Origin of the sequence: Mesorhizobium sp. BR1-1-16, assembly GCF_020165495.1 — a bacterium.
Taxonomy (GTDB): Bacteria; Pseudomonadota; Alphaproteobacteria; order Rhizobiales; family Kaistiaceae; genus Kaistia.
In genome coordinates this window covers 348,168-373,630 of the sequence record NZ_JAIUIE010000004.1, presented here as the reverse complement: position 1 = coordinate 373,630, position 25,463 = coordinate 348,168, and the positions used below count along the sequence as shown (strand labels likewise).

Sequence of the window (25,463 nt, the reverse complement as noted above, 5' to 3'; positions counted from 1 at the left end):
GCCAGTCCGACAGGCCGGATAGCGAAGCAATTGCTGCCGTCCTGATACCGTGTGCGGGCGCGAAATACCAGCCTGTCGGCGTGCCGCAGCTTTGAACGGCTCGCACGCCACCTATGCACCGACCGGGATGACGTCAACCGCAACATCGATCGAATGGTCGCCGGAGATCACGATGACGCCGTCGGCCGGCGCCGCATCGGAATAATCCCGCCCGACCGCGAGCACGACATGGTCCTCGGCCGCGGGGACGCCGTTGGTCGGATCGAGCCCGATCCAGCCCGCCTCGCGGCCGCACCAGACCGCGACCCAGGCATGCGTCGCGTCGGCGCCTTCGAGGCGCGGCTGGCCGGGCGGCGGCTCTGTGCGCAGGAAACCGCTGACATAGGCGGCCGGCAGGCCGATGGTCCTGAGCCCGGCGATCATCACATGCGCGAAGTCCTGGCAGACGCCGGCGCGCTTGGCGAAGGCATCGGCCGGCAGCGTGCTGACATCCGTCGCCTCGGGATCGTATTTGAATTCGGCCTTGATCCGCTTCGTCAGCTCGAAGGCGCCTTCGAGGATCGGCTTTCCCGGCGGGAAGCTCTCCTGCGCATAGTCGCCGATCGCCTCGTCGAGGGCGATCAGGCGGCTCGCAAACAGGAAATGCACCGGCGATTTCGGCCCGAGATCGGTTTCGGCGACGGCGCTGCGCCGGATCTGCTCGAAGGGCGGCGTCTTCTGCGTCGCCCGCGTCTCGGCCTTCTCGACGAGCACGCGAGCCCGCGTCTCCAGCCGCAATTCGCTGTGCGGAAACGCGAAGGCGACCGTCGTGATGCGGTTGCCGAAGAAATCGAGGCTGTCCGTGCGCTCGGTCGGGGCCGGGCGAATGGAAAGGTCAGCGGCAATGACGCGCTGGCCCGGCCGTTCGACGGGCAGCAGCCGCAACACCTGCCGCGCGAAGGGCACCGGGCTCGCATAGCGATACTCGGTCACCAGCTTGATGTCGTAGAGCACGATCAGTCTCCGCCCTCGAGCGGCGAAAGCGGCCGTCGATGGGTGAAATAGGCCAGCGCGATCTCGTCGGAAATGCGCATCAGGGTCTGCTCGTAGCCGATGATCGTGTCGGCATCGAGAGCGGATGCGTCCGCCGTCTCCAGTTCCGAGGCAAGGCGCGAGGCGAGACGATCGGCAGGCGCGAGCATGCCGGCCGGCGCATGTCCCGGCAGATTGGCGAGCGACTGGCGGATGCGATCGGCCTGGAAGGCGAGCGAGCGCGGATTGCCGCCATCGAGCAGCACCAGATCGACCACGGGAACGCGCGCCGCCTGCATGACATAGCGGATGCGATAGGTGATCTGGCTGTCGGCGATCTCGAGCAGGGCGTCGAGCTCGGCGCTCGTCCCGGCAAGGCCGCAGAAGCGCGACGCGCGGGCGACGCCGAGGCCGCGATCGATGCGGCGGCCCATCTCGAGGAAGCGCCAGCCATTGTGGCGCACCATGTTTTCCTGTGCGAGGCCCGAAAAGGCGGCGACGATCCTGAGCGCGTCGCTGGCCCGCTCATGCATGTCGCTGCCGGTATGGGCGGCGAGCGGCCGGTTGAGCAGGATTTCGAGATCCGCCACGGCGCGCCAGGCATCGGGCGACAGGCGGTCGCGGATGACGGAAGCAGCCCGGCGCGACGCCTCGGCGAGGCGCGGAATGGTGTTGAAGGCGCGCCGGTCGGTCAGCGCGGCGAGCGCCAGGCGGGCCGGCTGCATCGGACCGCGATCGGATTCGGCCGCGCCCGCCGCAACGAGGATGCCGACGAGCCGTGCCACCGCGCCGCCATGCCCCTCGGCATCGACGAGGCGGCCGGCGACGGCGCGCACGAGGCGCAGCGCCTGTTCGGTGCGCTCGACATAGCGGCCGAGCCAGAAAAGGTTCTCGGCGGCGCGGCTCGGCAGCGTCGAGGTGGCGCGGCGAAGCGCGACCTTGTCAGGCGAGCCGAGCAGCGTCGTTTCCGCGACAGGGCCGTCGGAGAGCACCCAGACATCGGCCGAGGCGCCGCCCTGCTGCAGCGTGACGGCGCGGGCATCCGTGCGTTCGGAGATGCGGCAGAAACCGCCCGGCATCGCCTTCCAGCCATCGGCGGTGCGCGCGACATAGAGGCGCAGGATCGAGGGCCGCGGCTCGAGCCGGGCGTCGTCGCCCTCGCCGCGCCACACCGGCGTCGTCGAGAGCTTCACCACTTCCTGCCCGACATAGTCCTGGCCGCGCCGGCCGATCGCATCGATGAGCTGGGCCTTTTCCTCGGGCGACAGATTGGCGCCGAGGACGGGACCGCGTGCGAGGATGCCCGGCAGCGTGGCGCCCAGCGCCGGCGCGATCACCATGCGGTCGAAGTGTTCGACGACATGATCGCGCTCCAGCGTCTGTCCGCACCACCAGGTGGCGACATTCGGCAGGATCAGCTTTTCGCCGAGGATGCGCTGCGCAAGGCCAGGCAGGAAGCCCATCATCGCCCGCGCCTCGACGACGCCCGACCCGAGCGCATTGGCGATGGCGACATTGCGATGGCGGACAGCGCCGGCAAGGCCGGGCACGCCGAGCCGCGAGGCCGGGTTGAGCTCGAGCGGATCGGCGAAATCGGCGTCGAGACGGCGCAGCAGCACGTCGGCGCGCTTCAGCCCGGTGATGGTGCGCATATAGACCGTGTCGTCGCGCACCGTGAGATCCTCGCCCTCGACGAGCACGAAGCCGAGATAGCGGGCGAGATAGGCGTGCTCGAAATAGGTCTCGTTGAGCGGACCCGGCGTCAGCAGCGCGACGCGCGTCTCCTCATGGCGGTTGAGCGCATTGAGGCCGGCGCGGAAATCCTGGAAGAAGCCGGCGAGGCGCTCGACCTTGAACGAGCGATAGACGTCGGGCAGCGCCTGCGACAGCGCGATGCGGTTTTCAAGCGCATAGCCGGCGCCGGAAGGCGCCTGGGTGCGGTCGGAGATCACCCACCAGTCGCCATCGGGCCCGCGGCCGACATCGACGGCATAGAGGCGCAGGTGATGGCCGCCGACCGGCTGCGAGCCGACCAGCGGGCGCAGGAATTCCGGACTTCCGGCGAGGATCGCCGCCGGCAGCGCGCCATCGGCCGCCAGCGTGCCGTCGCCATAGGTGTCGCCGAGGATGGCGTCGAGCAGCTTCGCCCGCTGGATCAGCCCGGCCTCGAGATGCTTCCACTCCTCGGGCTCGATCAGGAAGGGCACATGCGCCAGCGGCCAGGGCCGCTCGTCGCCGGTCTCCGCGCCATAGACGCGCATCACCACGCCCGATTCGGCCAGATGACGGTCGGCGAGCGCGAAGCGATGCGCCACCTCGCGGCTGCCGAGTTCGGCCATGGTGTCGACGAAGCGCTGCCAATGCGGGCGGATGCGGCCGTCCTTGCCGATCAGCTCGTCGGCGACGCCCGGCAACGGCTTGTAATGCCTGACGAGCCGCGCGGCCCTTTCGGCGACGGCGCGGCTCTTGCGCGTTGATTCCCGGCGGGGCACCGCCTCAGATCCCGGCCGGACGACGAAGATCGAGCGTCAGCGGGAATTCGGCCGAGGAGGGCTCGACGGGTGGCATGAACGAGCCGCCGGTATGGCCGATCGCCTCGAAGCGGGCGAGACGACGCGCCTCTGCCTCATAGGAATTCACCGGAAATGTCTCATAGTTGCGGCCACCGGGATGGGCGACATGATAGACGCAGCCGCCGAGCGAGCGGCCCGACCAGCTGTCGACGATGTCGAACAAGAGCGGCGCATGCACCGGAATGGTCGGATGCAGGCCGGAAGCCGGCTGCCAGGCCTTGAAGCGCACGCCGGCGACGAAGCTGCCGGCCGTGCCGGCCGAGGTCATCGGCAGGCGGCGGCCATTGCAGGCGACGATATGACGGCGCGGATCGAGCCCCTCGGCCTTGACCTGCAACCGCTCGACGGACGAATCGACATAGCGCACCGTGCCGCCGATCGCCCCTTCCTCGCCGAGCACATGCCAGGGCTCCAGCGCCTGCCGGAGTTCGAGCCGCACGCCCTGCTGCTCGACGACGCCGGAGAAGGGAAAGCGGAACTCGCGCTGTGCCTCGAACCAGACCGGATCGAACGGATAGCCGGCATTGCGCAGATCGCCGAGCACGTCGAGGAAATCGGCCCAGACAAAATGCGGCAGCATGAAACGGTCATGCAGCTGCGTGCCCCAGCGCACCAGGGAACCCTGCTGCGGCTGCTTCCAGAACCACGAAATAAGCGCGCGCACCAGCAATTGCTGCGCAAGGCTCATCCGGTAATCCGGCGGCATCTCGAAGGAGCGGAACTCGACGAGGCCGAGCCGGCCCGTCGGCCCATCCGGCGAATAGAGCTTGTCGATGCAGATCTCGGCGCGATGCGTATTGCCGGTGACGTCGACGAGCAGGTTGCGGAACAGGCGGTCGACCAGCCAGGGCGGCGGCGGCGCGCCCCAGCCGGGCGGCGACACCTTCGACATCGCGATTTCGAGCTCATAGAGCGAATCGTTGCGCGCCTCGTCGATGCGCGGCGCCTGGCTCGTCGGCCCGATGAAGAGGCCCGAGAAAAGGAACGACAGCGAGGGATGGCGCTGCCAGTAGGTGACGAGGCTCTTCAGGAGGTCCGGGCGGCGCAGGAACGGGCTGTCGGCCGGATGGGCGCCGCCGACCACGACATGATTGCCGCCGCCGGTGCCGGTATGGCGGCCGTCGGTCATGAACTTCTCGGTGCCGAGCCGCGCCTGCCGTGCGTCTTCATAAAGGTCGCGAGTCGTCGCAACGCACTGCGTCCAGTCGGCGGAGGGATGGATGTTGACCTCGATCACGCCGGGGTCCGGCGTCACCTTGATCACATTGAGGCGCGGATCGATCGGCGGCGGATAGCCCTCGACATGCACCGGAAGCTCGAGCTCGCGCGCCGTTGCCTCGACGGAGGCGATCAGCTCCAGATAGTCCTCGAGCCGCTCGGTCGGCGGCATGAACACGCACAGCCGCCCATCGCGCGGCTCGATGCTGATCGCGGTGCGCACCGCGCCGGTGCCGGTGAAATACTGGGCGATCTGCTCGGCCCGCTCGGCGTCGCGCTCGGTGCCGGGGCGTGAAAGCTGCGCCGCGATCTCTTCCGGATCGGGCAGCGGCGTGTTGATCGAACCGGGATCAGCCTGGACGATGAACGGATAGGACGACGCCGGGACATAGGGCAGCGAGGAAAGCGGCAGGCGGTAGCCGACCGGGCTGTCGCCGGGCACCAGGAAGATGCGCCCGCGGCGCAGCGGCCAGCGCTCGGACGCCCAGCGCCGCTTCGAGCGCGCCTGCGCCTGCCAGCGCTGCACGGGCAGTACATAGCCCGAGGCATTGGCAAGGCCGCGCTCGAAGACGCGGGCGATGCGGGCGCGCGCCTCGGCATCTTCCAGCTTCGAATCCGACGTCGTCACGTTTTCCGGCAGCTCGGCTTCCTTGAGGATCCAGTGCGCCGGATCCTCATAGGCGGGGATGACGAAGCTCGGGGGGATGCCGAGCCGCTCGGAGAGATTTTCCAGCAGCGCCTTGGCATCGTCAGCCGAAGCGCGCTCCGCCTTGCCCTCGGCCGCGATCCAGTTCGCATCCTGCCAGATCGGTTTGCCGTCCTTGCGCCAGTAGATCGCGAAGGTCCAGCGCGGCAGGCTCTCGCCCGGATACCACTTGCCCTGGCCGTAATGCAGGAAGCCGCCGGGCGCGAAACGGTCGCGCAGGCGGCGGATGAGGTCGTCGGCGCGTGTCCGCTTGGTCGGGCCGACAGCCGCGGTGTTCCACTCGGCCGACTGGTAGTCATCGATCGAGACGAAGGTAGGCTCGCCGCCCATGGTCAGGCGGACATCGTTGGCCTTCAGTTCCTCGTCCACCTTGTGACCGAGCGCGTCCAGCGCCGCCCAGCTCTCATCCGAGAAGGGCAGCGTGACGCGCGGCTGCTCGGCGATGCGGTCGATCCGCATTTCGAAATCGAATTCGGTCCGCGTGTCGGGATCGGCCGCGAAGCTGCCGGTGATCGGCGCGGCCGAGCGGTAATGTGGCGTCGCCGAGAGGGGCAGGTGGCCTTCGCCGGTGAAGAGGCCCGACGTCGGGTCCATGCCGACCCAGCCGGCGCCGGGGATATAGACCTCGGCCCAGGCGTGGAGGTCGGTGAAGTCGACCTCGGTTCCCGATGGTCCGTCGAGCGCCGGGACGTCCGGCTTCAGCTGAATGAGATAGCCGGAGACGAAACGGGCGGCGAGGCCGAGCTTACGCAGCGCCTGCACCAGCAGCCAGCCGGTGTCGCGGCACGAGCCGGAGGCGTTGCCGAGCGTCTCCTCCGGCGTCTGCACGCCGGGCTCCATGCGGATCAGATATTTGATGTCGCCCTGCAGGCGCTGGTTGATCGCGACCAGGAAGTCGACGATCTGCATCGTGTCGCGCGGAATGCTGGCGACAAAGGCATCGAGCAGAGGTCCCGACGGCTCCGGCTTCAGATAGGCGGCAAGCTCCTCGGCGAGCGAAGGCTCATAGGTGAAGGGAAACGTCTCGGCATAGGGCTCGACGAAGAAATCGAACGGATTGTAGACCTCGAGTTCGGCGACGAGATCGATGGCGATCTCGAATTCCTGCGTCTTCTCGGGAAAGACGAAGCGCGCCTGCCAGTTGCCGTGCGGATCCTGCTGCCAGTTCACGAAGTGGTTGGCGGGTTTCACCGAGAGCGAATAGCTCGGCACCTTGGTCCGGCAATGCGGCGCCGGGCGCAGGCGGATGACCTGCGGCCCCAGCGCGACCGGCTTGTCGTAGCGGTAGCGGGTGACGTGGCGAAGCGCGGCGAGGATTGACATTGGTCAGCGAAACTCTCTTGGGCGGCGGTCGTCGCCGAACGATACACGAAGACGCAACAAACGCGCCAAGGCCGGCGTGACGCATCGGCGCGCCCGCAAGGAACTCAAGCCTTCACGACGGTCGAACGGAATTTGGCAGCGAGATATTCGCCGGAGCCGATCGGCGGATATTTCGGGGCTTCGCCGGACGCGAGGCAGGTTTCGATACAGGCGATGGATGCATCCCAGTTGGGCTGGTGGAAGAAGGCGATCGACTGGCGCCGCGTCGGCCGACCGGGATGCGGCGGTGGCACGGCGACGCGGTGCAGCGTCGATTTCCAGCGATCGTTCGTCCAGCGCTGCATCAGATCGCCGATATTGATGACGAAGCTGTCGGGAACGGCCGGCACCTTGATCCATGTCCCGTCGGCGCCTTTCACCTCGAGCCCGCCGGGCGAATCCTCCTGGCGCAGGATCGTCAGCGAGCCATAGTCGGAATGGGCGCCGGCGCGCAGCTGTCCCTCGGCCGGAGGCTCGTCGACCTCGGGATAATTGAGCAGGCGCAGCGCGCTGGCTTCCTGATCGATGAAGCGGTCGAAATAGGTCTCGGGCAGATCGAGCGCGAGGGCGAAAAGCCGCATGATCCGGCCGGCGAGCGCCGACATCGCCTGATAATAGCCCATCGCCGCGCGGCGGAATTCGTCGCCTTCGAAAGGCCACGGATTGGCCGAGAACACGAAGGCCTCGGCATCATCGGCCGGCTTGTGGTCGAGCCTGCGGAAGGCCGAGGGCCCCAGCGAGAAGGTCTCTTTCAGATCGGCCGGGCGCACATCGCCGAGCGAGGCGGCCAGAGTCTCGCCCTTGACGGGGCTGTAGCCATAGGGATAGCCGGGATAGGGCATCGCCGCGGCGAGCTTATCCGCGAGCGGGCGGTCGAAAAAGGCGCGGGCCGCGTTCCATCCGCGCTCGATCGCCTCGGAGTCGGCGCCATGTCCAGTCACCAGGAAGAAGCCGGTGTCTGCGCAGGTCTGTCCGATCGCCGCAGCGACGGCGTGCTTGCCGCTGGGATCGGCGAGGTCGATGAGGGGAATGGCAGACATGGACGGTCCCGGAGTGATCTTGATCAACGAGACAAGATTATGGGCGCAGCTCACGCTTGGGAACTGCCAATCGGCAGTGCATGCACATGAATGAGGCAGTGTTGCCGCGGCGCATTGCCCTGCTCGATGTCTGGCGGGGCGTCGCGCTCGTCGCGATGATGACCTATCACGGCGCCTGGGATGTCGCTTATCTGCGTCTCCTGCGCTTCGATCCCGGTGGCTCGCCGCCCTGGCGCATCTATGCCCATGTCATCGCGGGCAGCTTCCTGTTCCTCGCCGGCGTCAGCCTCGTACTGGCGACGCGGAACGGATTTCGCCTTGCGCCCTATCTCCGCCGCCTCGCCGTCATCGTCGTCGCCGCGGCGCTGGTCTCGGTCGCGACCTTCTTTGTCATGCCGGAGGGCTGGGTCTATTTCGGGATCCTGCACCAGATCGCGCTGGCGAGCGTGCTGGCGCTGCCGTTTCTCCGCCTGCCGCCGGTGATCACGGCGGTTGTGGCGGCGCTGGTGATCGCCCTGCCCAATTTCGTGCGTGCCGATGTCTTCTCGGCGCCCTGGTTCTGGTGGGTCGGGCTCGCGCCGATTGCGAAAACCTCGTTCGACTATGTCCCGGTCTTCCCATGGACGGGCGTCGTGCTGGCCGGCGTCGCTGCGGCGAAATTCGGCGTCGCCGCGGGCCTCGACAGCCGCCTGGCGCGCTGGCAGCCGGCAAATCCACTGTCGCGGTTGCTTGCTTTTGGCGGCCGGCACAGCCTCGCCGTCTATCTGATCCACCAGCCGATCATCTATGGCGCGCTGTTTCTCGCGGCACAGATCCTCGTTCCCAACGCGGCGATCGACGGCGCGCGGGCCGACTGCGCCGATCGCTGCATCGAGCAGCGCGGCGATGCGGTCGGCTGTCACGCCTATTGCCGCTGCGTGTTCGAGGATATCGCCGAAGCCGGACTGACGCAGTCGCTGCTGAAAGGCTCAATGACCGAGGCCGACAACCAGCGCCTGCGTGGCATGGCGATGACCTGCACGGCCATCACCCTGCCGAACCCCGCCCCATCGGAGCCGGAGCTCGCTCCAGCCGATGGCGGCTGAAGGCGAACTTGAGCTTTTGGAAGGCTGCTTACGGGTCGATGACGCCCATCTTGAGGATCACATTGCCATAGAGGCGCCGTTCGCCCGTCGCGATGATCGCGAAGCTCTGCTTGGCGCGCTCGTAGAAGGCGAAGCGCTCCAGCTTGGCGAGCTTGTAGCCGGGATCGCGATGGTCGATCACGTCCTGGAACAGCGCACAGACCGGCGGCACGGCGTCGGGCTCGCCGACCACTTCCATGCGGATCGCGGTCTCGTCGGGCGCGAACCGGTCGAGCGGCATTAGCGAGAGGACGGCGTCGGCGACGCGCACGGCGTCGTGACCATCCATGCGGATGAGCCGCTTCGCCATGGCGAGCGCCGGAAAATTGGCGTCGACGATGACGATCTCGTCGCCATGGCCCATCGCACGAAGCGTGAAGAGAAGGTCCGGTCCGATGATCGGATCGATGCCGCGCAGCATGAGTTTCCCCCGGGGATTGGTTGCCGGCTTGGCCGGCACTGATGGTTGTGCCTGATGATCGGGCGGCGGGCGCGCGGCGTCAACCGCTCGGCCCGCTCATCTTGTGAGTGCCTTGGCGTTTGCCAATGTATTCGACAAGGCGCTGGCCCTCTCGGTGAGGGCGCGCCCGCGCCGTCGGTTCGCAGCCGCCGTTTGCATCGGCGGCTGCATCCGCTATGACGGAAATCTCCGAGCAACGCCGCTCCCTGCAGCCGGACGACGCATGATCTCGCAAAAGGCCAAATACGCGTTCAAGGCGCTGATCCATCTGGCGCGCCAGCCTAAGGGCGAGACGATCCAGATCGATGACATCGCCCGCGAGGCCGGTGTTCCGCGCAAGTTTCTTGAGCATATCCTGCTTGATCTGAAGCATCGCGGCATGATCGCCAGCCGCCGCGGCAGGGCTGGCGGCTATGCGCTGATCAAGCTGCCGTCCGAAATCACGATCGGCCAGGTGCTGCGCGCCATCGACGGGCCGATCGCGCCGCTTTCCTGCATCTCGCGCACCGCCTACCAGCCCTGCGCCGACTGCCGGGACGAAGCGAGCTGCGGCGTCCGCCGCATGTTTGCTGCGCCCTATGCCGCGCAGCTCGTCCTCTTCGATGCGACGACGCTTGCCGATGCGGTGGCGGGGGACGACGAGGCTGGCGCGCTCGCCGAATCAGACGCGGTTTCCGATCGAGGGGTTTTCTAGGAACGATTTTCCAATGGCGGCCTCCCGAACGGCTCAGCCTTGGTTTGAAATTGTCGAGTTCCTATGTCGAGATAGGATCCTCATCGATTGAGGGAGCCTTCTGATGGTGCCTTTCACGACCCATCTTGCACGACCGGTCCGCCGTCTCGCCGCCGCCGCGATCCTCGGGCTTGCCGCTGCCCTACCGGGCGCGCCGGCCTTCGCCGACGTCACGATCCTCAATGTGAGCTACGATCCGACGCGCGAATTGTACAAGGCCTATGACGAGGCCTTTGCGGCCTACTGGAAGGAAAAGACCGGCGAGACCGTGAGCGTCGACCAGTCGCATGGCGGCTCCGGGGCGCAGGCGCGGGCCGTGATCGACGGGCTCGATGCCGACGTCGTGACGCTGGCGCTGGCGGCCGATATCGATGCCATCGCGGCGAAGAGCGGCAAGGTCCCGGCCGACTGGGCCAGCCTGCTGCCGGCTCGTTCGACGCCCTATACGTCGACCATCGTCTTCCTGGTCCGCAAGGGCAACCCGAAGGGGATCAAGGACTGGGACGATCTCGTCAAGGACGGCATCCAGGTGGTGACGCCGAACCCGAAGACCTCGGGCGGCGCGCGCTGGAATTATCTGGCGGCCTGGGCCTATGCCAATGAGAAGTTCGGCGGCGACGAGGCGAAGACGCGCGATTTCGTCGGCAAGCTCTATCGCAATGTCCCGGTGCTCGATTCCGGTGCCCGCGGCTCGACGACGACCTTTGCCCAGCGCGGCATCGGCGATGTGCTGCTCGCCTGGGAGAACGAGGCGTTCCTCGCCATCAATGAGCTTGGCCCCGACCAGTTCGAGATCGTGACGCCGTCGCTCTCGATCAAGGCCGAGCCGCCGGTGGCGCTCGTCAAGGGCAACACCGATGCCAAGGGCACGACCAAGGTCGCCGAGGCCTATCTCGAATATCTCTACAGCGACCCGGCGCAGAAGATCATTGCCAAGAACTATTATCGCCCCGAGAAGCCGGAAGCCGCCGATCCCGAGGATCTGAAGCGCTTCGCGGCGCTCAAGCTGGTGACGATCGACGATCCCCAGTTTGGCGGCTGGGCCAAGGTGCAGCCGGCTCATTTCGCCGATGGCGGCATCTTCGACCAGATCTACAAGCCCGGCCAATGAGGGAGTTGCGCGTGACTTTCCAGAACGGACATCCATGACCGCAACGGCCGCTTCCGCCTGGCGCAAGCCGAGCGTCATCCCGGGCTTCGGGTTGGCGCTCGGTTTCACATTGGCCTATCTCTCGCTGATCGTGCTGATCCCGCTCGGTGGCCTCGTGCTGCGCACGATCGGCATGGGCTGGCCGCAATTCCTGGCGATCGCGCTCGATCCGCGTACGCTCGCCGCGCTTAGGCTCTCCTTTGGCGCCTCCGCAATCGCCGCGGCGGTCAACACGGTCTTCGGCCTGATCGTCGCCTGGGTGCTGGTGCGCTACGATTTTCCAGGCCGCAAGATCGTCGACGCCGTCGTCGATCTGCCCTTCGCGCTGCCGACGGCTGTCGCCGGCATTTCGCTGACCGCGATCTACGCCCCGAATGGCTGGGTCGGCCAATATGCGGCCGCGTTCGGCATCAGGATCGCCTATACGCCGGTCGGCGTGTTCATCGCGCTCGTCTTCATCGGCCTGCCTTTCGTGGTGCGGACCGTTCAGCCGGTGCTGGAAGACATGGACCGGGAAGTCGAGGAGATGGCGGCGACGCTCGGCGCGCGCCGCTGGACCACGGTCCGCCGCGTCGTGCTGCCGACGCTGGTGCCGGCACTGCTGACCGGCTTCGCGCTCGCCTTCGCCAGGGCGGTCGGCGAATATGGCTCGGTCATCTTCATCGCTGGCAACATTCCCTATGTGTCGGAGATCGCGCCGCTGCTCATCGTGATCCGCCTGACCGAATTCAATTATGCAGCGGCAACGGCGGTGGCGAGCATCATGCTCGCGCTCTCCTTCGTGCTGCTCTTCGCCATCAACCTGCTGCAGGCCTGGAGCCGCCGGAGGCTGTCGCATGAGTGATATCGCCGTCTCCCAGAGCGCCGTGTTCACCGGCGCGGCTACCGAGAAACGCCCTGTCCGCATCGCGCTGACTGTGATCGCGTTGGCCTTTCTCGGCATCTTCCTGCTGCTGCCGCTGGTCAGCGTCTTCTATGAGGCGTTCCGCTCGGGCTTCGGCGTGTTCCTGAAGGCGATCAGCGATCGCGACACGCTCGCCGCGGTTCGTCTCACCGTGCTTGTGGCGGCGGTCTCGGTTCCGGCCAATCTCGTCTTTGGCCTCGCCGCGTCCTGGGCGATCGCCAAGTATGATTTCCGCGGCAAGAGCTTCCTTATCACGCTGATCGATCTGCCCTTTTCCGTCTCGCCGGTCACCTCGGGCCTCATCTATGTGCTGCTCTTCGGCGCGCATGGCTATCTCGGGCCGTTCCTGCAGAGCCACGGCATCCACATCATCTTCGCGGTGCCCGGCATCGTTCTGGCGACGGTCTTCGTCACCTTTCCCTTCATTGCCCGCGAGTTGATCCCGATCATGCAGGCGCAGGGAACGCAGGACGAAGAGGCGGCACTCTCGCTCGGCGCCAGCGGCTGGCGCGTCTTCTTCCGGGTGACGCTGCCCAACGTCAAATGGGCGCTGCTTTATGGCGTCCTGCTCTGCAACGCCCGCGCCATGGGCGAGTTCGGCGCCGTTTCCGTGGTTTCTGGCCATATCCGCGGCAAGACCAACACGATGCCGCTGCAGGTCGAGATCCTCTATAACGAATACAGCTACCAGGCGGCGTTCGGCGTCGCATCGCTGCTGGCGCTGCTGGCGCTCGTGACGCTCATCATCAAGACGATCTTGGAGTGGCGCTATGCCGAAGAGATCGCTGCCACGCGCCGCCACTGAGGTGATATCCATGAACGCCATGACAGAGTTCGCGGACGACCAGTCCATTGCGCTCGGCGCGCCCGTTGGTGTGACGATCGAGAACGTCGCCAAGGATTTCGGCGATTCGCCGGCCTTGCACGGCGTGTCGCTCGACGTCCATGCCGGCGAGCTCGTGGCGCTGCTCGGCCCGTCCGGCTCCGGCAAGACGACGCTGCTGCGCATCCTGGCCGGTCTCGAGGCGCCTACATCCGGCCGGGTGCTGTTCGGCGGCGAGGACACGCTCGGCCTGCCGGTGCAGGATCGCAATATCGGCTTCGTGTTCCAGCACTATGCGCTGTTCCGCCATATGACGGTGTTCGACAACATCGCCTTCGGCCTCACCGTGCGCCCGCGCCGCGACCGGCCGGCCTCGGCCGAAATCCGGCGACGCGTCCTGCACCTGCTCGATCTCGTCCAGCTTTCGGGGCTTGAGAAGCGCTATCCGGCTCAGCTTTCGGGCGGCCAGCGCCAGCGCGTCGCGCTCGCGCGGGCGCTGGCCATCGAGCCGCGGCTGCTGCTGCTCGACGAGCCCTTTGGCGCGCTTGACGCGCAGGTGCGCCGCGACCTCCGCCGCTGGCTGCGCGAAATTCACGACCGCACCGGACACACCACCTTCTTCGTCACGCACGACCAGGAAGAGGCGCTGGAACTGGCCGACCGCATCGTGGTGATGTCGAAGGGGCGCATCGAGCAGGTGGGGTCCGCAGACGACATCTATGACCGTCCCGGCAGCCCGTTCGTGTTCTCGTTCATTGGCGAATCGACGCTGCTTCCGGTCGAGATCGCCGATGGCGCGGTGCTGGTCGATGGCGCGCCGTCCGGCCTTGCCTTCGGCGAGACGGGCACGCGCCCGGCGACGCTCGGCTTCCGTCCCCATGATGTCACGCTGGTCTCTGACGACAGCCCGGCCATCCGCGGCCGCGTGGTCGCCGAGCGCCGCCATGGCGCGCGCCGCCGCCTCGAATTGCAGGTCGGCCCGAAGCATCTGCGGGCCGAGATCGATGTCGAGGTCGAGGCGAGCCGAACGCTCGGCAGCCTCGTCGCCTTCCGGCCCGAGCGCTGGCGAATCTTCCCGGCCTGACCGATTTCGCCTTCACCTCGCAGGGCCCATGCGCTCTAGTCGCGCCGCTGGCGCCAAACGCCGGCCGAGGCCTTGGAGGAGACTTTCAAATGAAGCGTTCGCGCGTCAACGAGATCATGGAGCAGGCGGACGAATTCATCCGCTCCTTCGGTTTCCTCCTCCCGCCCTTTGCGTATTGGACGCCCGCGGAATTCAAGGCCAACACGGCCCAGGCCAAGGGCATCCTCGACGCGCGCCTTGGCTGGGACATCACCGATTTCGGCAGTGAGACGTTCGATGAACTCGGTCTCTTCCTGTTCACGGTGCGCAACGGCAACCAGGCCGATCTCGCGACGGGCCGCGGCATGCTCTATGCCGAAAAGATCATGATCTCGCGCCAGGACCAGCTCACGCCGATGCATCGGCACAATCTGAAGGCCGAGGACATCATCAATCGCGGCGGCGGCACGCTGACGCTCGAGCTCTTGATGCCGGATGCCGAGGGCAATATCGACCGCAAGGCCGAGGTGCACGTTCCCACCGATGGCGTGATGCGCACGATGCCGGCGGGCAGCAAGCTGCGGCTCGATCCCGGCGAGAGCGTCACGCTTCTGCCCGGCGTCTGGCACGCCTTCTGGGGCGAGGGGGCCGACGTCCTGATCGGCGAGGTCTCGACCGTCAATGACGACCTGACCGACAATGTCTTCGCCGAGCCGATCGGCCGCTTTGCCGAGATCGAGGAAGACGAGGCGCCGACCCATCTCCTCGTCGCCGACTATGGCACCTGGCTGAAGGACTGAGGCAGGGTCGTCACCCTGTGGCTCTCTCTGCGCGGGAGCGGGTCAGGGTGAAGGCGCTCACAATGCCTCCAGCGTTCTGACCCCCTCAATCCTCGATGCGCTCATGCGCGTCGGCTTCGCCGCGCTTCCAGTATCCGGCGGCCTTCATGAAGGCCTTGGGCTGGCCGCGTTCGGCGAGACGGGTGCGCAGCGCGCGGGCAACCGAGGATTCGGCGGCGATCAAGACGAAGCCTTCTCCCGGCGGCAGCGGCTGCGCGTCGGTGAGTGCCAGCAACGCGGCCGCGTCGTCGGCGCCGCTCAGATCGCGTTCCGCCCACAGGCCCGTCCAGTCGGCGGCCGTCTTGAAGGACTGACGCTCGCCGGCGTCGGCTATGGCGACAGCTGTAAGCACAGGTACGCCGGATCGCAGGCCTTCAACCCAGCGGCCGATGGCCGGCAGGGCCGTCTCGTCGCCGATCAGCCAGTACCAGTCGAAATCATCCGGCACAACCGCCGAGCCGCGCGGTCCGCCGATCTCGAGCGTCGTTCCCGGTGCCGCAGTGGCGGCCCAGCGCGTGGCCGGCCCGGCCTCGTGCAGCGCAAAATCGATTGTGATTGTCCCGGCTGCGACGTCGAAGGCGCGCGGCGTGAAATCGCGCATCGCCGACGCGCCGGTCGCGTCCGTGAAGAACAGCTTGATGTGGTCGTCGGCGCCGAGGCTCGCAAAGCCTTCCATGTCGCCGCCGAGATGGATGCGCTTCATGCGCGGCGTCAATGTCTCGACCGCGGTCACGGTCAGCGCGCGACGCCGCGTCTCGTGCCGCACGCGGCGGATCGCATGCGGTGGAGCCGCCTCTTCAGAAGAAAGTGTCGTTTCAGTCATTCAATGATCCATGTCTTACGATATGTCGTAAGATACAGATCGCCGAAACTGACTGCAATCCCCTCTCGTCACCGGGCCGCGACCGACGCCTCCGCGTCTGCCGCCGGGCGCGGCACATGGCCTTGGACATGCAGCGCGGCGTGATGCTCGTGCACATATTTTCCGCCGGCGAGCCATGAGGCGACGGCTGCCAGGAGATTGAGAATCATCGAGAACGAGAAGGCGAACACGAGCCCATGCATGAACGGACCGGCGAGGAGATGCGGGAAAAAGGTCTTGCCGGTGATCTCGGCGGCGTTCGGCAGGGTGGCCAGCATGCCGGGGGGCAGCAACTCGCCCATCGGATTGTAACCGAGGAAGGCGGCAAAGAGGCTCGCCACGGCCGGCGCCGAAGCGACATGCCGCGCGACCGCATCCGGCACGTTCTGCGCGATCAGCGCCGCTTCCATCGAGGCGGGAAGCTGCTCGGTCAGCCCGACGATCATCAGGCTGAAGAAGATGCCGATCGAGAGAACCTGTCCGGCATTCAGCGTCGTTGCGCGCATGCCGGCGGCCTGGCCGCGCTCGGCGGGCGGCACTGAATTCATGATCGCCGTCGAATTCGGTGCGATGAAGAGCCCTGAGCCGAGCCCGTTCATGAAAAGCAGCAGCGCGAAGACCGGATAGCTGAAGTCCGGCGGAAGCTCCATCAGCGCGGCAAAGCTCGCCGCGCCGATCAGCATGCCGCCGACCGCGAAGGGGCGGGCGCCGTGATGATCGGAAAGCCAGCCCGAGACCGGCGTCGCCACCAGGAAGCCGAGCGTCAGCGGCAGCATGAAGATGCCGGCCCAGAGTGGCGTCTCCTCGAAGGAATAGCCATGCAGTGGCAGCCAGATGCCCTGCAGCCAGATGATCAGCATGAATTGCAGGCCGCCACGGCCGATGGCGGCGAAGAGGCTGGCGAGATTGCCGGCGGTGAACGGGCGGATGCGGAACAGCGCCAGATCGAACATCGGGAAGGCGACGCGACTCTCGATGACGAGGAACGCGACGATCAGGACGAGGCCGACGCCGATGAGCGACATCACCTCCGGGCTGGTCCAGGCCATGGCGTGGCTGCCATAGGGCTGGATGCCCTCGGTGATGCCGATCAGGATCAGGATGAGACCGATGCCGAAGGTGAAATTACCGGCCCAGTCGATCGGGCGATGGCGCGGCGCGGCGCGGTCCTTGAGCTTCCAGTAGGCCCAGGCCGTGCCGACGACGCCGAAGGGAACGTTGATCCAGAAGACGAGCCGCCAGTCGATATCGGCGAGGAGGCCGCCGATCAGCAGGCCGATGAACGATCCGCCGATCGCCGCGATCGTGTTGATGCCAAGCGCGAGCCCGCGCTGCTCGGTCGGGAAGGCATCGGTGAGGATCGCGGTCGAATTCGCCATCAGCATTGCGCCGCCGACACCCTGCAGGATGCGGACCGTGATGAGATACCAGGCGGCGAAGCTGCCATTGTCCGGCATCAGGCTGAGCGCGATCGCCGCAATCGTGAAGATCAGGAAGCCGAGATTGTAGATCCTGGCGCGTCCAAGGCTGTCGCCGAGGCGGCCGAAGGTGACGACCAGCACCGAGGTCGCCACCATATAGCCCATGATCGACCAGAGCAGGATGTTGACGTTGCCCGGCTCCAGCGGCTTCAGCCCGATGCCGCGGAAGATCGCTGGCAGGCTGATCAGGAGGATCGAGCCGTTGATCGAGGCGGCGAGCATGCCGAGCGTCGTGTTGCTGAGCGCGACCCACTTGTAGTGCGGGTCGCGCGCTGCCGGTTGCGGGGCGGAGCTTGTGGTGGCCATGGTGCTATCCTGCCGGAGCGCCGCCGCGCCGGGGTGGGGGCGGGTCATGCGTCCGAAATTTGATATGTAACGCTTATCATAAGTAAAGCGTTGCATCAGGATATAGCGAGGCCGCGCGGGCTGGCAAGCGCGACAAAGCGCGCCGGATGGCGGCGCTTTGCGCCGTCCGGCCTCAGGCTCCGATGACCGCCTCGAAGCCTTCGAAGACGGGATGGCCGAGGAACATCGGCTTGCGGTCGCCGGCGCCCTGATGCGCCTTGCGGAACTGCTCCGACTTGGTCCAGGCGACGAAGTGGTCGCGCGTCTGCCACACGGTATGGGAGGCATAGAGCGTGTGGTCGTCGCCTTCCGGGCCCTTCAGGAGATGGAAGTCGACGAAGCCCTCAAGTTCGTCGAGATGGCGGTCGCGGCTGCGCCAGACCTCCTCGAACGCCTCCTCGGAACCCTTGCTGACCTTGAAGCGGTTCATGGCGATGAACATGGACGATGACCTTCTTTTTGCGTGCCGTGAGGGTACGTCGGCGTGATGCGCCGGGATTGGGGAAAAGATGAGGAGGGAGGCTCGGGGAGCACTCCCTCCTCGCGCCAGGCGGAGTCACCACACCACCGACCGGCGTTCGCGTTCAGCTCGGATCAGAACTGGTAGGTGAGGTTCACCTGATAGTTCCGGCCGGGCTCGGAATAGAAGTCGAGATTGCTGCTCGACGCCGTGACCGAGGTCGGGATGTCGAGATTGTTGAAATAGGTCTCGTCGAACAGGTTGAAGATGCCGGCCTGGACGCGGAGGCCGGGCAGCTTCGCCGGCTGCCACCATGCGGTCCAGTCGACGACGGCATAGGCCGGAGCCTGGAAGCTGTTCGAAGTCTGGGCATTCATGGCGGCCGCCGTCAGCATCAGGTCGGTGCCCCATTCGATATCGGCATAGCCGATGCCGATGACGCCCTTCAGCGGCGGCACCGAGTCGAGATAGGTGCCCTCGTCGAGGTTCTGGCCGACCATCCATGCGAGCGAGCCCGACAGCTTCCAGTTCGGTGCGAACTTCCAGGCGCCGCGCGCCTCGACGCCATAGATGTTGACGCTGTTGATGTTCACATATTCGCTGACGCCGAAGGGATATTCGGCGAGGTCGTAGCCGCGCTCCGCGGCTTCCGCGGCGGTCAACTGCTCGCTGTCGATGAAGTTCTTGTAGAAGTTGGTGAAGGCCGAGAACCCGCCGCCGAGATGATCGTCGCCAAACTTGGTGCCGATCTCATAGCCGGTGCCCGACTGGGCCTCGAGATCCGGATTGCCGATCGAGAGATAGGCGCCCGGGCCGCCATAGGTCAGGTAGAGCTGGCCCGGCGTCGGCGCCGTATAGGCCTGTGCCCACTGGGCATAGAACGAGAGCTTGTCGGTCGCCTTCCAGGTGCCGAGCAGGCTCGGCGAGAACTTCGAGCCCGACGAGGTGTCCGGCAGGCCGATATAGGCCTCGTTGCCATTGCCGTAGCCGGCCGTTTCCTGCGGCACCTGCTGGTACCAGTCGAAGCGCATGCCCGGCGTCAGGAAGAGGTTATGGCCGAGCGCGATCTCGTCGCGCCCATAAAGGCCGAAGCTGGCGCCCTGCGCATCAGGCATGTCGGCCTGGTTGGTGTGCAGCATCGAGCAGGGCGAGGTCGTGGCGTTCGGCGGGCAGTTGTCGACGCCATACGAATACTGGCTGGTGTCGGTCATGTAGAATTCGCCGCCCCAGGTGAAGCGGTTCTCGAAGCCGCCGAGCGTCAGCGCCTTCTCGGCAAAGCCGTTCAGCCCGTATTCCTGGACCTGGTTGCTGTTCTGGCGCTGATAAGGACCGATGACGCTGGTCGAGCGATAGGCGTCTGTCGTGTTGTCGAGCTCGACATTCTGCCAATAGAGGATCACCTGCGCCTTGTCGGCGAATCCGCCAGGCTCGGGCGCCAGATAGTCATAGGTCAGCGAGAAGCGCTGGCGACGTGCTTCCTCGCCCGCCGTGTTGTTGCCCGGGCGATAATTGCCGGTCAGCGACTGGCTCGTCATCATGTCGGTCGTCGAGTTCGCGTGGAACATCTCGCCGGTCAGCGTGAAGGTGTGGCCACCGTCGACGCGCTGGGTCAACTTTCCGAGCAGGCTGTACTGGTCGAAATCCTCGGGATTGGCTTCGGTGCGGGTCGTGCCGTAGCCGCCGACATCACCCATCGTCTCGGTCTCGTGACCGGTCGTGTAGGAGCCTTGCACCAGCATCGACGTGTCGCCGAAGCGGGCGGCGACGGCATCGCTGGTGGTGAAGGAGTTGTTGGCGCTGGCATAGATGTTCTTGGTGATGAAGCCCCAGTTGCGCCCCTCGCGGATGACGTCGTCGGCCGAGAGCGTCGTCAGCGCGACGAGGCCGCCCATGGCGCCCGAGCCGCCGATGCTGGAATCGGCGCCGCGAACGATGTCGATCGCGCTGAGCGCGTTGAAATCGAAGGTCGAGAGACCGCCGGTCACGGTGCGGGCATCGCCCGAGCCGAGCCAGGGCAGGCGGATACCGTCGATGGTCGTGAGGACGTTGTTCTCGTCGAGGCCGCGCACATTGATCGAGTTGTTCTGCGTTGAGAAGCTGACGCCGGGTTCCGCGCGCTGGCCGAAGGCCTGCCACGAATCGATCATCCGGTTGGTCAGTTCCTGCTGCGTCGTCGTGGTGACGAGCGCCGTTCCTGCCTTTGCGGTGACAGCGGGCGACTGATCGCCGGTCGCCGTGCCGGTGCCCGAACCGCCCTGGACAACGACGGCGTCGAGCTGGACCGCGCCATCCTCGGTGGTTTGCTGAGCCTGCGCTTGCTGTGCGCTGGCCTGCTGCGCCATGGCGCTGCCTGGTGTCATGGCCAGGCAAGCGAGGAAGGTCGAGCCGGCCAGTAGCCGGGCGTTCAGTCGCGCGATGCTCATCAGAGCCCCCAATACGGAAGACGGGAAGCGCCTGGCTGGCTGTCGCGGTCGCGGCCGATGGCTGCGGACGAACTGGCGGGCTCGGCATGGCCGCCCGCCGCTGAGGGCGGCCGACGGCGGATTCGAAATTTGGTCGTTGCGATCCATAGAAAAGGTGATTATGGCAGTCAAGTAATTAGTTGCGAATGGTTCGCAAGTTTAGAAGTCCTCAAGACTGCCGCCTGGCGCGGCCGACCCATTGGAGTGACCTGATGCAGGAGCAGAGCGGAGCAGACGGCGAGGCGGAGGCGGCGCGGCCGCAACCGCGGATCGTTTCCAGCGAGAGCCTTCTGCAGGGATCCCGCGAGGTGATCATCCGCCATGGCAGCGAAGATTACCGACTGCGGCTGACCCGGGTCGGCAAGCTCATCCTCAACAAGTGACTGTCAACGCGTGACCGGAGGCTCCTGATGCGCGCCCTGTCCCCCTCGTCCCTGCACTTCCTTCCGCATGCGCCCGGCCGGCATGTCCGCCTCGCCCTCGGTTTCGCCGCGGCCCTCATGATCACCCTGTTCGCAATCCAGCAATCCATCGCGGCGCCCCGGACGGTTACCGACGCGCGGGGACGGACCGTCGCGATCGAGAGCGCCGATCGCATCGTCTCGATCGGTGGCGCCGTCACCGAAATCCTCTATGCGCTCGGCGCCGGCGACCGTGTCATCGCCCGCGACCAGACCAGCCTCTACCCCCCGGAAGCGCTCATGAAGCCTGATGTCGGCTATATGCGCGCGCTCTCGGCGGAAAGTGTGCTGTCGGTGAAGCCCGACCTCATCCTCGCCGTCGAGGGGTCCGGCCCGAAGGAAGCGCTCGACCTTCTGCTTGCCGCCTCCGTGCCGATCGTGATCCTGCCGGAGCCCTACAGCGCCAAGGGCATCGCCGAGAAGATCGCCATGATCGCCGATGTGATCGGCGAGCCCGAGAAGGGCAAGGCCCTCGCGGACGGCGTCGAGGCGCGCGCCGATGCGCTCGAGGCTGCCATCGCCGCCATTCCCGCGGAGAAGCGTCGGCGCGCCATCTTCCTGATGAGCAGCGCCGGCGATCGCCTGATGGCCGCTGGCCATCACACCGCGGCCGACGCGATGCTTGCCGCCGCCGGCGCGGTCAATCCGTTCGGCTCCGTCGAGGGCTACAAGCCGGCCTCGGCCGAGGCGATGGTGGCGGCCGCGCCGCAGAGCATCGTCATGATGTCGCGACCCGGCGCCGATGCGCCCGAGGCGGCGACGCTGTTCTCGCTGCCGGCGCTGGCCGCCACCCCGGCAGCCGCCGCCAAATCGCTGATCGCGATGGACGGACTTTACCTGCTCGGTTTCGGCCCGCGCATGCCGGATGCGGCCCGCGACCTGGCGCTGGCGCTTTATCCCGACCTCGACATCAAGGCTGCGCCCGCGCAATGACCGTGCTCGCGTCAGCAGCGGCGCCAGACGGCGACCGCAGGGGCCGCGCCCAACTGGCGCTGATCCTTCTGGCCGTACTGCTCGTCGTCGTCATGGCGGCTGCGCTAGCCACGGGGCCGTATGGCCTGCCGGTCGGCCGCGTGCTGCAGATCATGGCTGACTGGATCGCCGGCCGCCCGGCTGCCGACACTACCGAACGGATCGTGCTCATCGATATCCGCCTGCCGCGCCTTCTGCTCGGGGCGCTGGTCGGCGCGGCGCTCGCGATCGCCGGGGCCATGCTGCAGGGATTGTTCCGCAACCCGCTCGCTGATCCGGGCCTCGTCGGCGTCTCCTCGGGAGCCGGGCTCGGCGCTGTGCTGGTGATCGTCACCGGGGGCGCCATGCTGGCTTCGCTGCCGGCCATCGCCACGATCGGCGCGCTGCCGATCGCCGCCTTTCTCGGCGGCTTCGCGACGACGATCATACTCTATGCCATCGCCACCCGGCGCGGCCGAACCTCGGTCGCCACCATGCTGCTGGCCGGCATCGCGCTCGGCGCCTTCGCCGGCGCCATCACCTCGTTCCTCGTCTATCGTGCCACGGACGCGCAGTTGCGCGAGCTGACTTTCTGGACCATGGGCAGTCTTGCCGGCGCCACCTGGCTGAAGCTTGCCATCGCCGCGCCACCGATCCTCGCCGTGCTGGCGCTATCCCCGCTCATAGCGCGCGGCCTCGATGCGCTCGTGCTCGGAGAGGCCGAGGCCCGTCATCTCGGCATCGATGTCGAGAAGCTGAAATCGCTTATCGTGTTCGCGGTCGCGGTGGTCGTCGGTGTTTCCGTCGCCTTCACAGGCGTCATCGGTTTCGTCGGCATCGTGGTGCCACATCTGCTGCGCCTTGCCATAGGGCCGGAGCATCGGACGCTCTTGCCCGCCTCGGCGCTGCTCGGTGCCGGCCTCCTGATCGGCGCCGACATCATCTGCCGCATGGTGGTTGCCCCCGCCGAGCTGCCGATCGGCATCGTGACGGCCATCATCGGCGCGCCGTTCTTCGTCTCGATCCTGCTGCGCCGCCGCGGCATCGTCGACCTGTGAGGCTCGCATGATCATTGCCGAAGACCTCGTGATCCGCGCCGGCCACAAGCGGCTCATCGACGGCATCAGTCTCACCATCGAGCCCGGTCTCGTCACGGCCATCATCGGGCCGAATGGCGCCGGCAAGTCGACGCTGCTGAAGGCGCTGACCGGCGAGATCAAGCGGACTTCGGGCCGGATCACGATCGACGGAACCGATATCGGCCGCCTGCCGCTCGGCCAGCTTGCCGCGCGCCGGGCTGTGCTGCCACAAGCTTCCTCGCTCGCTTTTCCGTTCACCGTGCATGAGGTGGTTCGCCTCGGCGCCTCAGACCGGCGCGGCGGCAGCGCCGTCAATGCCCGCGTCGTCGCGGCGCTCGCCCGCGTCGATCTCGGCGGTTTTGGTGGTCGCCTCTATCAGGAGCTTTCCGGCGGCGAACAGCAGCGGGTCCATCTCGCGCGCGTGCTCTGCCAGTTGCCCGATCCGTGTCCCGATGGAAGGCCGGCCTTCCTGTTCCTGGACGAGCCGACGGCGAGCCTCGATCTCCGTCACCAGCTCATGACGCTGTCCGCTGCGCGGGAATTCGCGAAGGGCGGCGGCGGCGTGGTCGCGGTGCTGCATGACATGAACCTTGCCGCGCTTCACGCCGATCGGATCGTCGTCATCGATCGCGGCCGGGTCGCTGCCGAAGGCGCGCCGCCTGACGTCCTGACCGACGCGCTTCTCGCCGAGGTGTTCGGCGTCACGCTGCCCGTCGGCAAGACCGCGGATGGCGTGCCCTTCGTGCTGCCGCAGGCCGCAACGGCGGCGTGAAAGACGGGTGCGGGGTGGCCTCCGCGGAGCGCCGCCGCTAGATTGCGCCCCTTCGAGGGCACGAGCGGACGGGTGGAATGGCTGCAGAACGGGTTCTCATCGTCGATGTCGGCACATCCTCGGTCAAGGCGGTGCTCTTCGATGGTCATGGCCACGCCTTGCGCGTCGCCGACCGGCCTGTCGCGACCGAGGCGCCACAGCCGGGCTTTGCCGAGCAGGCATCCGGCGACTGGTGGCAGGCAACAGTCGAGGCCGTGGCGGAGCTCGCCATCGATCACGCCATCGACGCCATTTCACTGTCCGGCTCGATGCAGAACGTCATCGTGCTTGGCCGCGATGGCGCGCCGCTTCGCCCGGCGATCCTCTACAGCGATGCCCGTGTCGACGCGTCGCGCGTTGCGGCGGTCGGAGAGGGCCTGCCGGCCGATTTCGAGGCGCGTATCGGCAACAGGATCGATCCGGCGCTCTGCCTCTACCGGCTCGACTGGCTGCATGACCACGAGCCCGAAATCATGGCGGCGGCATCGCGCATCCTGTTCGGCGCCAAGGATGCCGTCATTCTCGCCATGACCGGCCGCGCCGTCGTCGATCCCTCGACGGCCACCACCACGGGGCTCATGAACCTCGCCGGCCGTAACTGGGACGCGACCATCCTCGGCGCGATCGGCCTGTCGCCGGCTCTTCTGCCCGATATTCTCGAGGCTGACGCCCTGGCCGGGCCGCTGCTGCCGGGAGCGGCTGCGGCGCTCGGCCTGCCGGCCAGCATTCCGGTCCATGTCGGCGCCGGCGATGGCGGGGCCACGGCCTGGGGCACGGCCAGCGAGGCGCATGATCGGCCGCATGCCTATCTCGGCACCACCGGATGGATCGCCGCCGCCATGCCGCTGGAGACCGCCGCTCCGCCGCGCGCCTCCTATACGCTGGCGGCGCCGGTCGGCAATGACGTCGTCGTCATCTCGCCCTTCCTCGCTGCCGGCCTTGCGATCGACTGGTTCGCCCATGTCGCCGGACGCAGCGTGCCGGAGCTTTATGGCGCCGCCGCAACCCATGACGCCGAGCCGCCCTCGGCCTTGTTCCTGCCCTTCCTGATCGGCGAGCGTGGCCCCTTCATCGATCGCGCCGTGCGCGGCGCGTTTCTTGGGCTCGATCGCGCCCAGCAGACCGAGGCGCTCGCCTATGCGGTGCTCGAAGGCCTAGCCTTCGCGATCCGCGACAATCTCGACGCGCTGCCTGTGCGTCCGCGCGCCATCGTGCTCGCCGGCGGCGTGGCCGGTGCCGCGGTCGTGGCGCAGCTCGTCGCCGATGTCACCGGCGCCGTGGTCGAAGTGCCGCCTGAAAGCCGCCTGGTCACCGCCTATGGCGCCTATCGCATGCTGGCGCCTGTCATTGGCGCGACGTCGGCGCCGGAGGCCGGCAGCCGCATCGTAACGCCCCGGCCCGAACGCGCCGGGCGGGCCGCACGGCGCTTCACTGCCTATCGTGGCGCGACCGAGGCCGCGCGGTCGCTGACGGCGGATCTCTGAGCCGGGTCTCCGCTTGCGCTGCCGCCCGCCGAAGCGATAACAATCGAGCGCCATTCACGGG

Annotated in this window: 21 protein-coding genes; 12 read left to right on the top strand and 9 right to left on the bottom strand. The window is 67.0% G+C overall.

Annotated elements, in window-relative coordinates; translation table 11 throughout:
• Window positions 1–111: 111 nt before the first annotated feature.
• The 4 genes from LB518_RS12475 to LB518_RS12460 all read right to left on the bottom strand — a co-directional run bounded on the left by LB518_RS12475 (window position 112) and on the right by LB518_RS12460 (window position 7,910).
• Window positions 112–993: a transglutaminase family protein gene (locus LB518_RS12475; protein WP_224577831.1), complete on the bottom strand. Its 882-nt coding sequence runs from the start codon at window positions 991–993 to the stop codon at window positions 112–114.
• A gap of 2 nt (window positions 994–995) precedes the next feature.
• Window positions 996–3,503, bottom strand: coding sequence for a circularly permuted type 2 ATP-grasp protein (locus tag LB518_RS12470; protein ID WP_224577830.1), 2,508 nt, complete (start codon window positions 3,501–3,503; stop codon window positions 996–998).
• A 4-nt stretch (window positions 3,504–3,507) separates the two neighbouring features.
• Window positions 3,508–6,831 (bottom strand): transglutaminase family protein, encoded by a 3,324-nt coding sequence (locus LB518_RS12465; protein WP_224577829.1) that lies wholly within the window; start codon window positions 6,829–6,831, stop codon window positions 3,508–3,510.
• Window positions 6,832–6,935: 104 nt separating this feature from the next.
• Window positions 6,936–7,910 carry an isopenicillin N synthase family dioxygenase gene (locus LB518_RS12460; RefSeq protein WP_224577828.1) on the bottom strand — a complete coding sequence of 325 codons (975 nt, stop codon included), beginning with the start codon at window positions 7,908–7,910 and terminating at the stop codon, window positions 6,936–6,938.
• 86 nt (window positions 7,911–7,996) lie between these two features.
• On the opposite strand from LB518_RS12460, the gene LB518_RS12455 reads away from it, so the two are divergent.
• Window positions 7,997–8,995 carry an acetyltransferase domain-containing protein gene (locus LB518_RS12455; RefSeq protein WP_224577827.1) on the top strand — a complete coding sequence of 333 codons (999 nt, stop codon included), beginning with the start codon at window positions 7,997–7,999 and terminating at the stop codon, window positions 8,993–8,995.
• A gap of 28 nt (window positions 8,996–9,023) precedes the next feature.
• On the opposite strand, the gene LB518_RS12450 is transcribed toward LB518_RS12455, so the two are convergent.
• Window positions 9,024–9,455, bottom strand: coding sequence for an RbsD/FucU family protein (locus tag LB518_RS12450; protein ID WP_224577826.1), 432 nt, complete (start codon window positions 9,453–9,455; stop codon window positions 9,024–9,026).
• Between the two features lie 262 nt (window positions 9,456–9,717).
• Here LB518_RS12450 and LB518_RS12445 point away from each other — a divergent pair, with 262 nt between their 5' ends.
• The 6 genes from LB518_RS12445 to LB518_RS12420 all read left to right on the top strand — a co-directional run bounded on the left by LB518_RS12445 (window position 9,718) and on the right by LB518_RS12420 (window position 14,967).
• The gene (locus tag LB518_RS12445) at window positions 9,718–10,188 is read left to right on the top strand and encodes an RrF2 family transcriptional regulator (RefSeq protein WP_224577825.1); all 471 of its coding nucleotides are present in this window, start codon (window positions 9,718–9,720) and stop codon (window positions 10,186–10,188) included.
• 103 nt (window positions 10,189–10,291) lie between these two features.
• Window positions 10,292–11,338, top strand: coding sequence for a sulfate ABC transporter substrate-binding protein (locus tag LB518_RS12440; RefSeq protein WP_224577824.1), 1,047 nt, complete (start codon window positions 10,292–10,294; stop codon window positions 11,336–11,338).
• A 34-nt stretch (window positions 11,339–11,372) separates the two neighbouring features.
• On the top strand, window positions 11,373–12,221 hold the full coding sequence (cysT, locus tag LB518_RS12435) for a sulfate ABC transporter permease subunit CysT (RefSeq protein ID WP_224577823.1): 849 nt from the start codon (window positions 11,373–11,375) through the stop codon (window positions 12,219–12,221).
• Window positions 12,214–13,086 carry a sulfate ABC transporter permease subunit CysW gene (cysW, locus tag LB518_RS12430; RefSeq protein WP_224577822.1) on the top strand — a complete coding sequence of 291 codons (873 nt, stop codon included), beginning with the start codon at window positions 12,214–12,216 and terminating at the stop codon, window positions 13,084–13,086. The genes cysT and cysW overlap by 8 nt, the downstream gene beginning before the upstream one ends.
• Window positions 13,087–13,105: 19 nt before the next feature.
• The gene (locus LB518_RS12425; RefSeq protein WP_224577872.1) at window positions 13,106–14,188 is read left to right on the top strand and encodes a sulfate/molybdate ABC transporter ATP-binding protein; all 1,083 of its coding nucleotides are present in this window, start codon (window positions 13,106–13,108) and stop codon (window positions 14,186–14,188) included.
• An 89-nt stretch (window positions 14,189–14,277) separates the two neighbouring features.
• Window positions 14,278–14,967: a D-lyxose/D-mannose family sugar isomerase gene (locus LB518_RS12420; RefSeq protein ID WP_224577821.1), complete on the top strand. Its 690-nt coding sequence runs from the start codon at window positions 14,278–14,280 to the stop codon at window positions 14,965–14,967.
• An 85-nt stretch (window positions 14,968–15,052) separates the two neighbouring features.
• Here the strand turns inward: LB518_RS12420 and LB518_RS12415 are convergent, their stop codons facing one another.
• The 4 genes from LB518_RS12415 to LB518_RS12400 form a co-directional block, all read right to left on the bottom strand.
• A complete protein-coding gene (locus tag LB518_RS12415) occupies window positions 15,053–15,829 on the bottom strand; it encodes a siderophore-interacting protein (protein WP_224577820.1) in 777 nt (258 codons plus the stop codon).
• Between the two features lie 68 nt (window positions 15,830–15,897).
• Window positions 15,898–17,655 carry an MFS transporter gene (locus LB518_RS12410; protein WP_224577819.1) on the bottom strand — a complete coding sequence of 586 codons (1,758 nt, stop codon included), beginning with the start codon at window positions 17,653–17,655 and terminating at the stop codon, window positions 15,898–15,900.
• A 172-nt stretch (window positions 17,656–17,827) separates the two neighbouring features.
• The gene (gene hmuQ, locus LB518_RS12405; RefSeq protein WP_224577818.1) at window positions 17,828–18,136 is read right to left on the bottom strand and encodes a heme-degrading protein HmuQ; all 309 of its coding nucleotides are present in this window, start codon (window positions 18,134–18,136) and stop codon (window positions 17,828–17,830) included.
• Window positions 18,137–18,288: 152 nt separating this feature from the next.
• Complete coding sequence (locus tag LB518_RS12400) at window positions 18,289–20,577, bottom strand: TonB-dependent hemoglobin/transferrin/lactoferrin family receptor (RefSeq protein ID WP_224577817.1); 2,289 nt, start codon at window positions 20,575–20,577, stop codon at window positions 18,289–18,291.
• Window positions 20,578–20,828: 251 nt separating this feature from the next.
• On the opposite strand from LB518_RS12400, the gene hemP reads away from it, so the two are divergent.
• The 5 genes from hemP to LB518_RS12375 all read left to right on the top strand — a co-directional run bounded on the left by hemP (window position 20,829) and on the right by LB518_RS12375 (window position 25,402).
• Entirely contained in the window at window positions 20,829–20,999 is a 171-nt protein-coding gene (hemP, locus tag LB518_RS12395; RefSeq protein ID WP_224577816.1) for a hemin uptake protein HemP, read from the top strand.
• A gap of 27 nt (window positions 21,000–21,026) precedes the next feature.
• Entirely contained in the window at window positions 21,027–22,010 is a 984-nt protein-coding gene (locus LB518_RS12390) for a heme/hemin ABC transporter substrate-binding protein (protein WP_224577815.1), read from the top strand.
• Window positions 22,007–23,086, top strand: a complete 1,080-nt coding sequence (locus LB518_RS12385; protein WP_224577814.1) for a FecCD family ABC transporter permease — start codon at window positions 22,007–22,009, stop codon at window positions 23,084–23,086. The genes LB518_RS12390 and LB518_RS12385 overlap by 4 nt, the downstream gene beginning before the upstream one ends.
• A 7-nt stretch (window positions 23,087–23,093) precedes the next feature.
• Window positions 23,094–23,879, top strand: coding sequence for a heme ABC transporter ATP-binding protein (locus tag LB518_RS12380; protein WP_224577813.1), 786 nt, complete (start codon window positions 23,094–23,096; stop codon window positions 23,877–23,879).
• Between the two features lie 77 nt (window positions 23,880–23,956).
• Window positions 23,957–25,402: an FGGY family carbohydrate kinase gene (locus tag LB518_RS12375; protein WP_224577812.1), complete on the top strand. Its 1,446-nt coding sequence runs from the start codon at window positions 23,957–23,959 to the stop codon at window positions 25,400–25,402.
• Window positions 25,403–25,463: the final 61 nt, after the last annotated feature.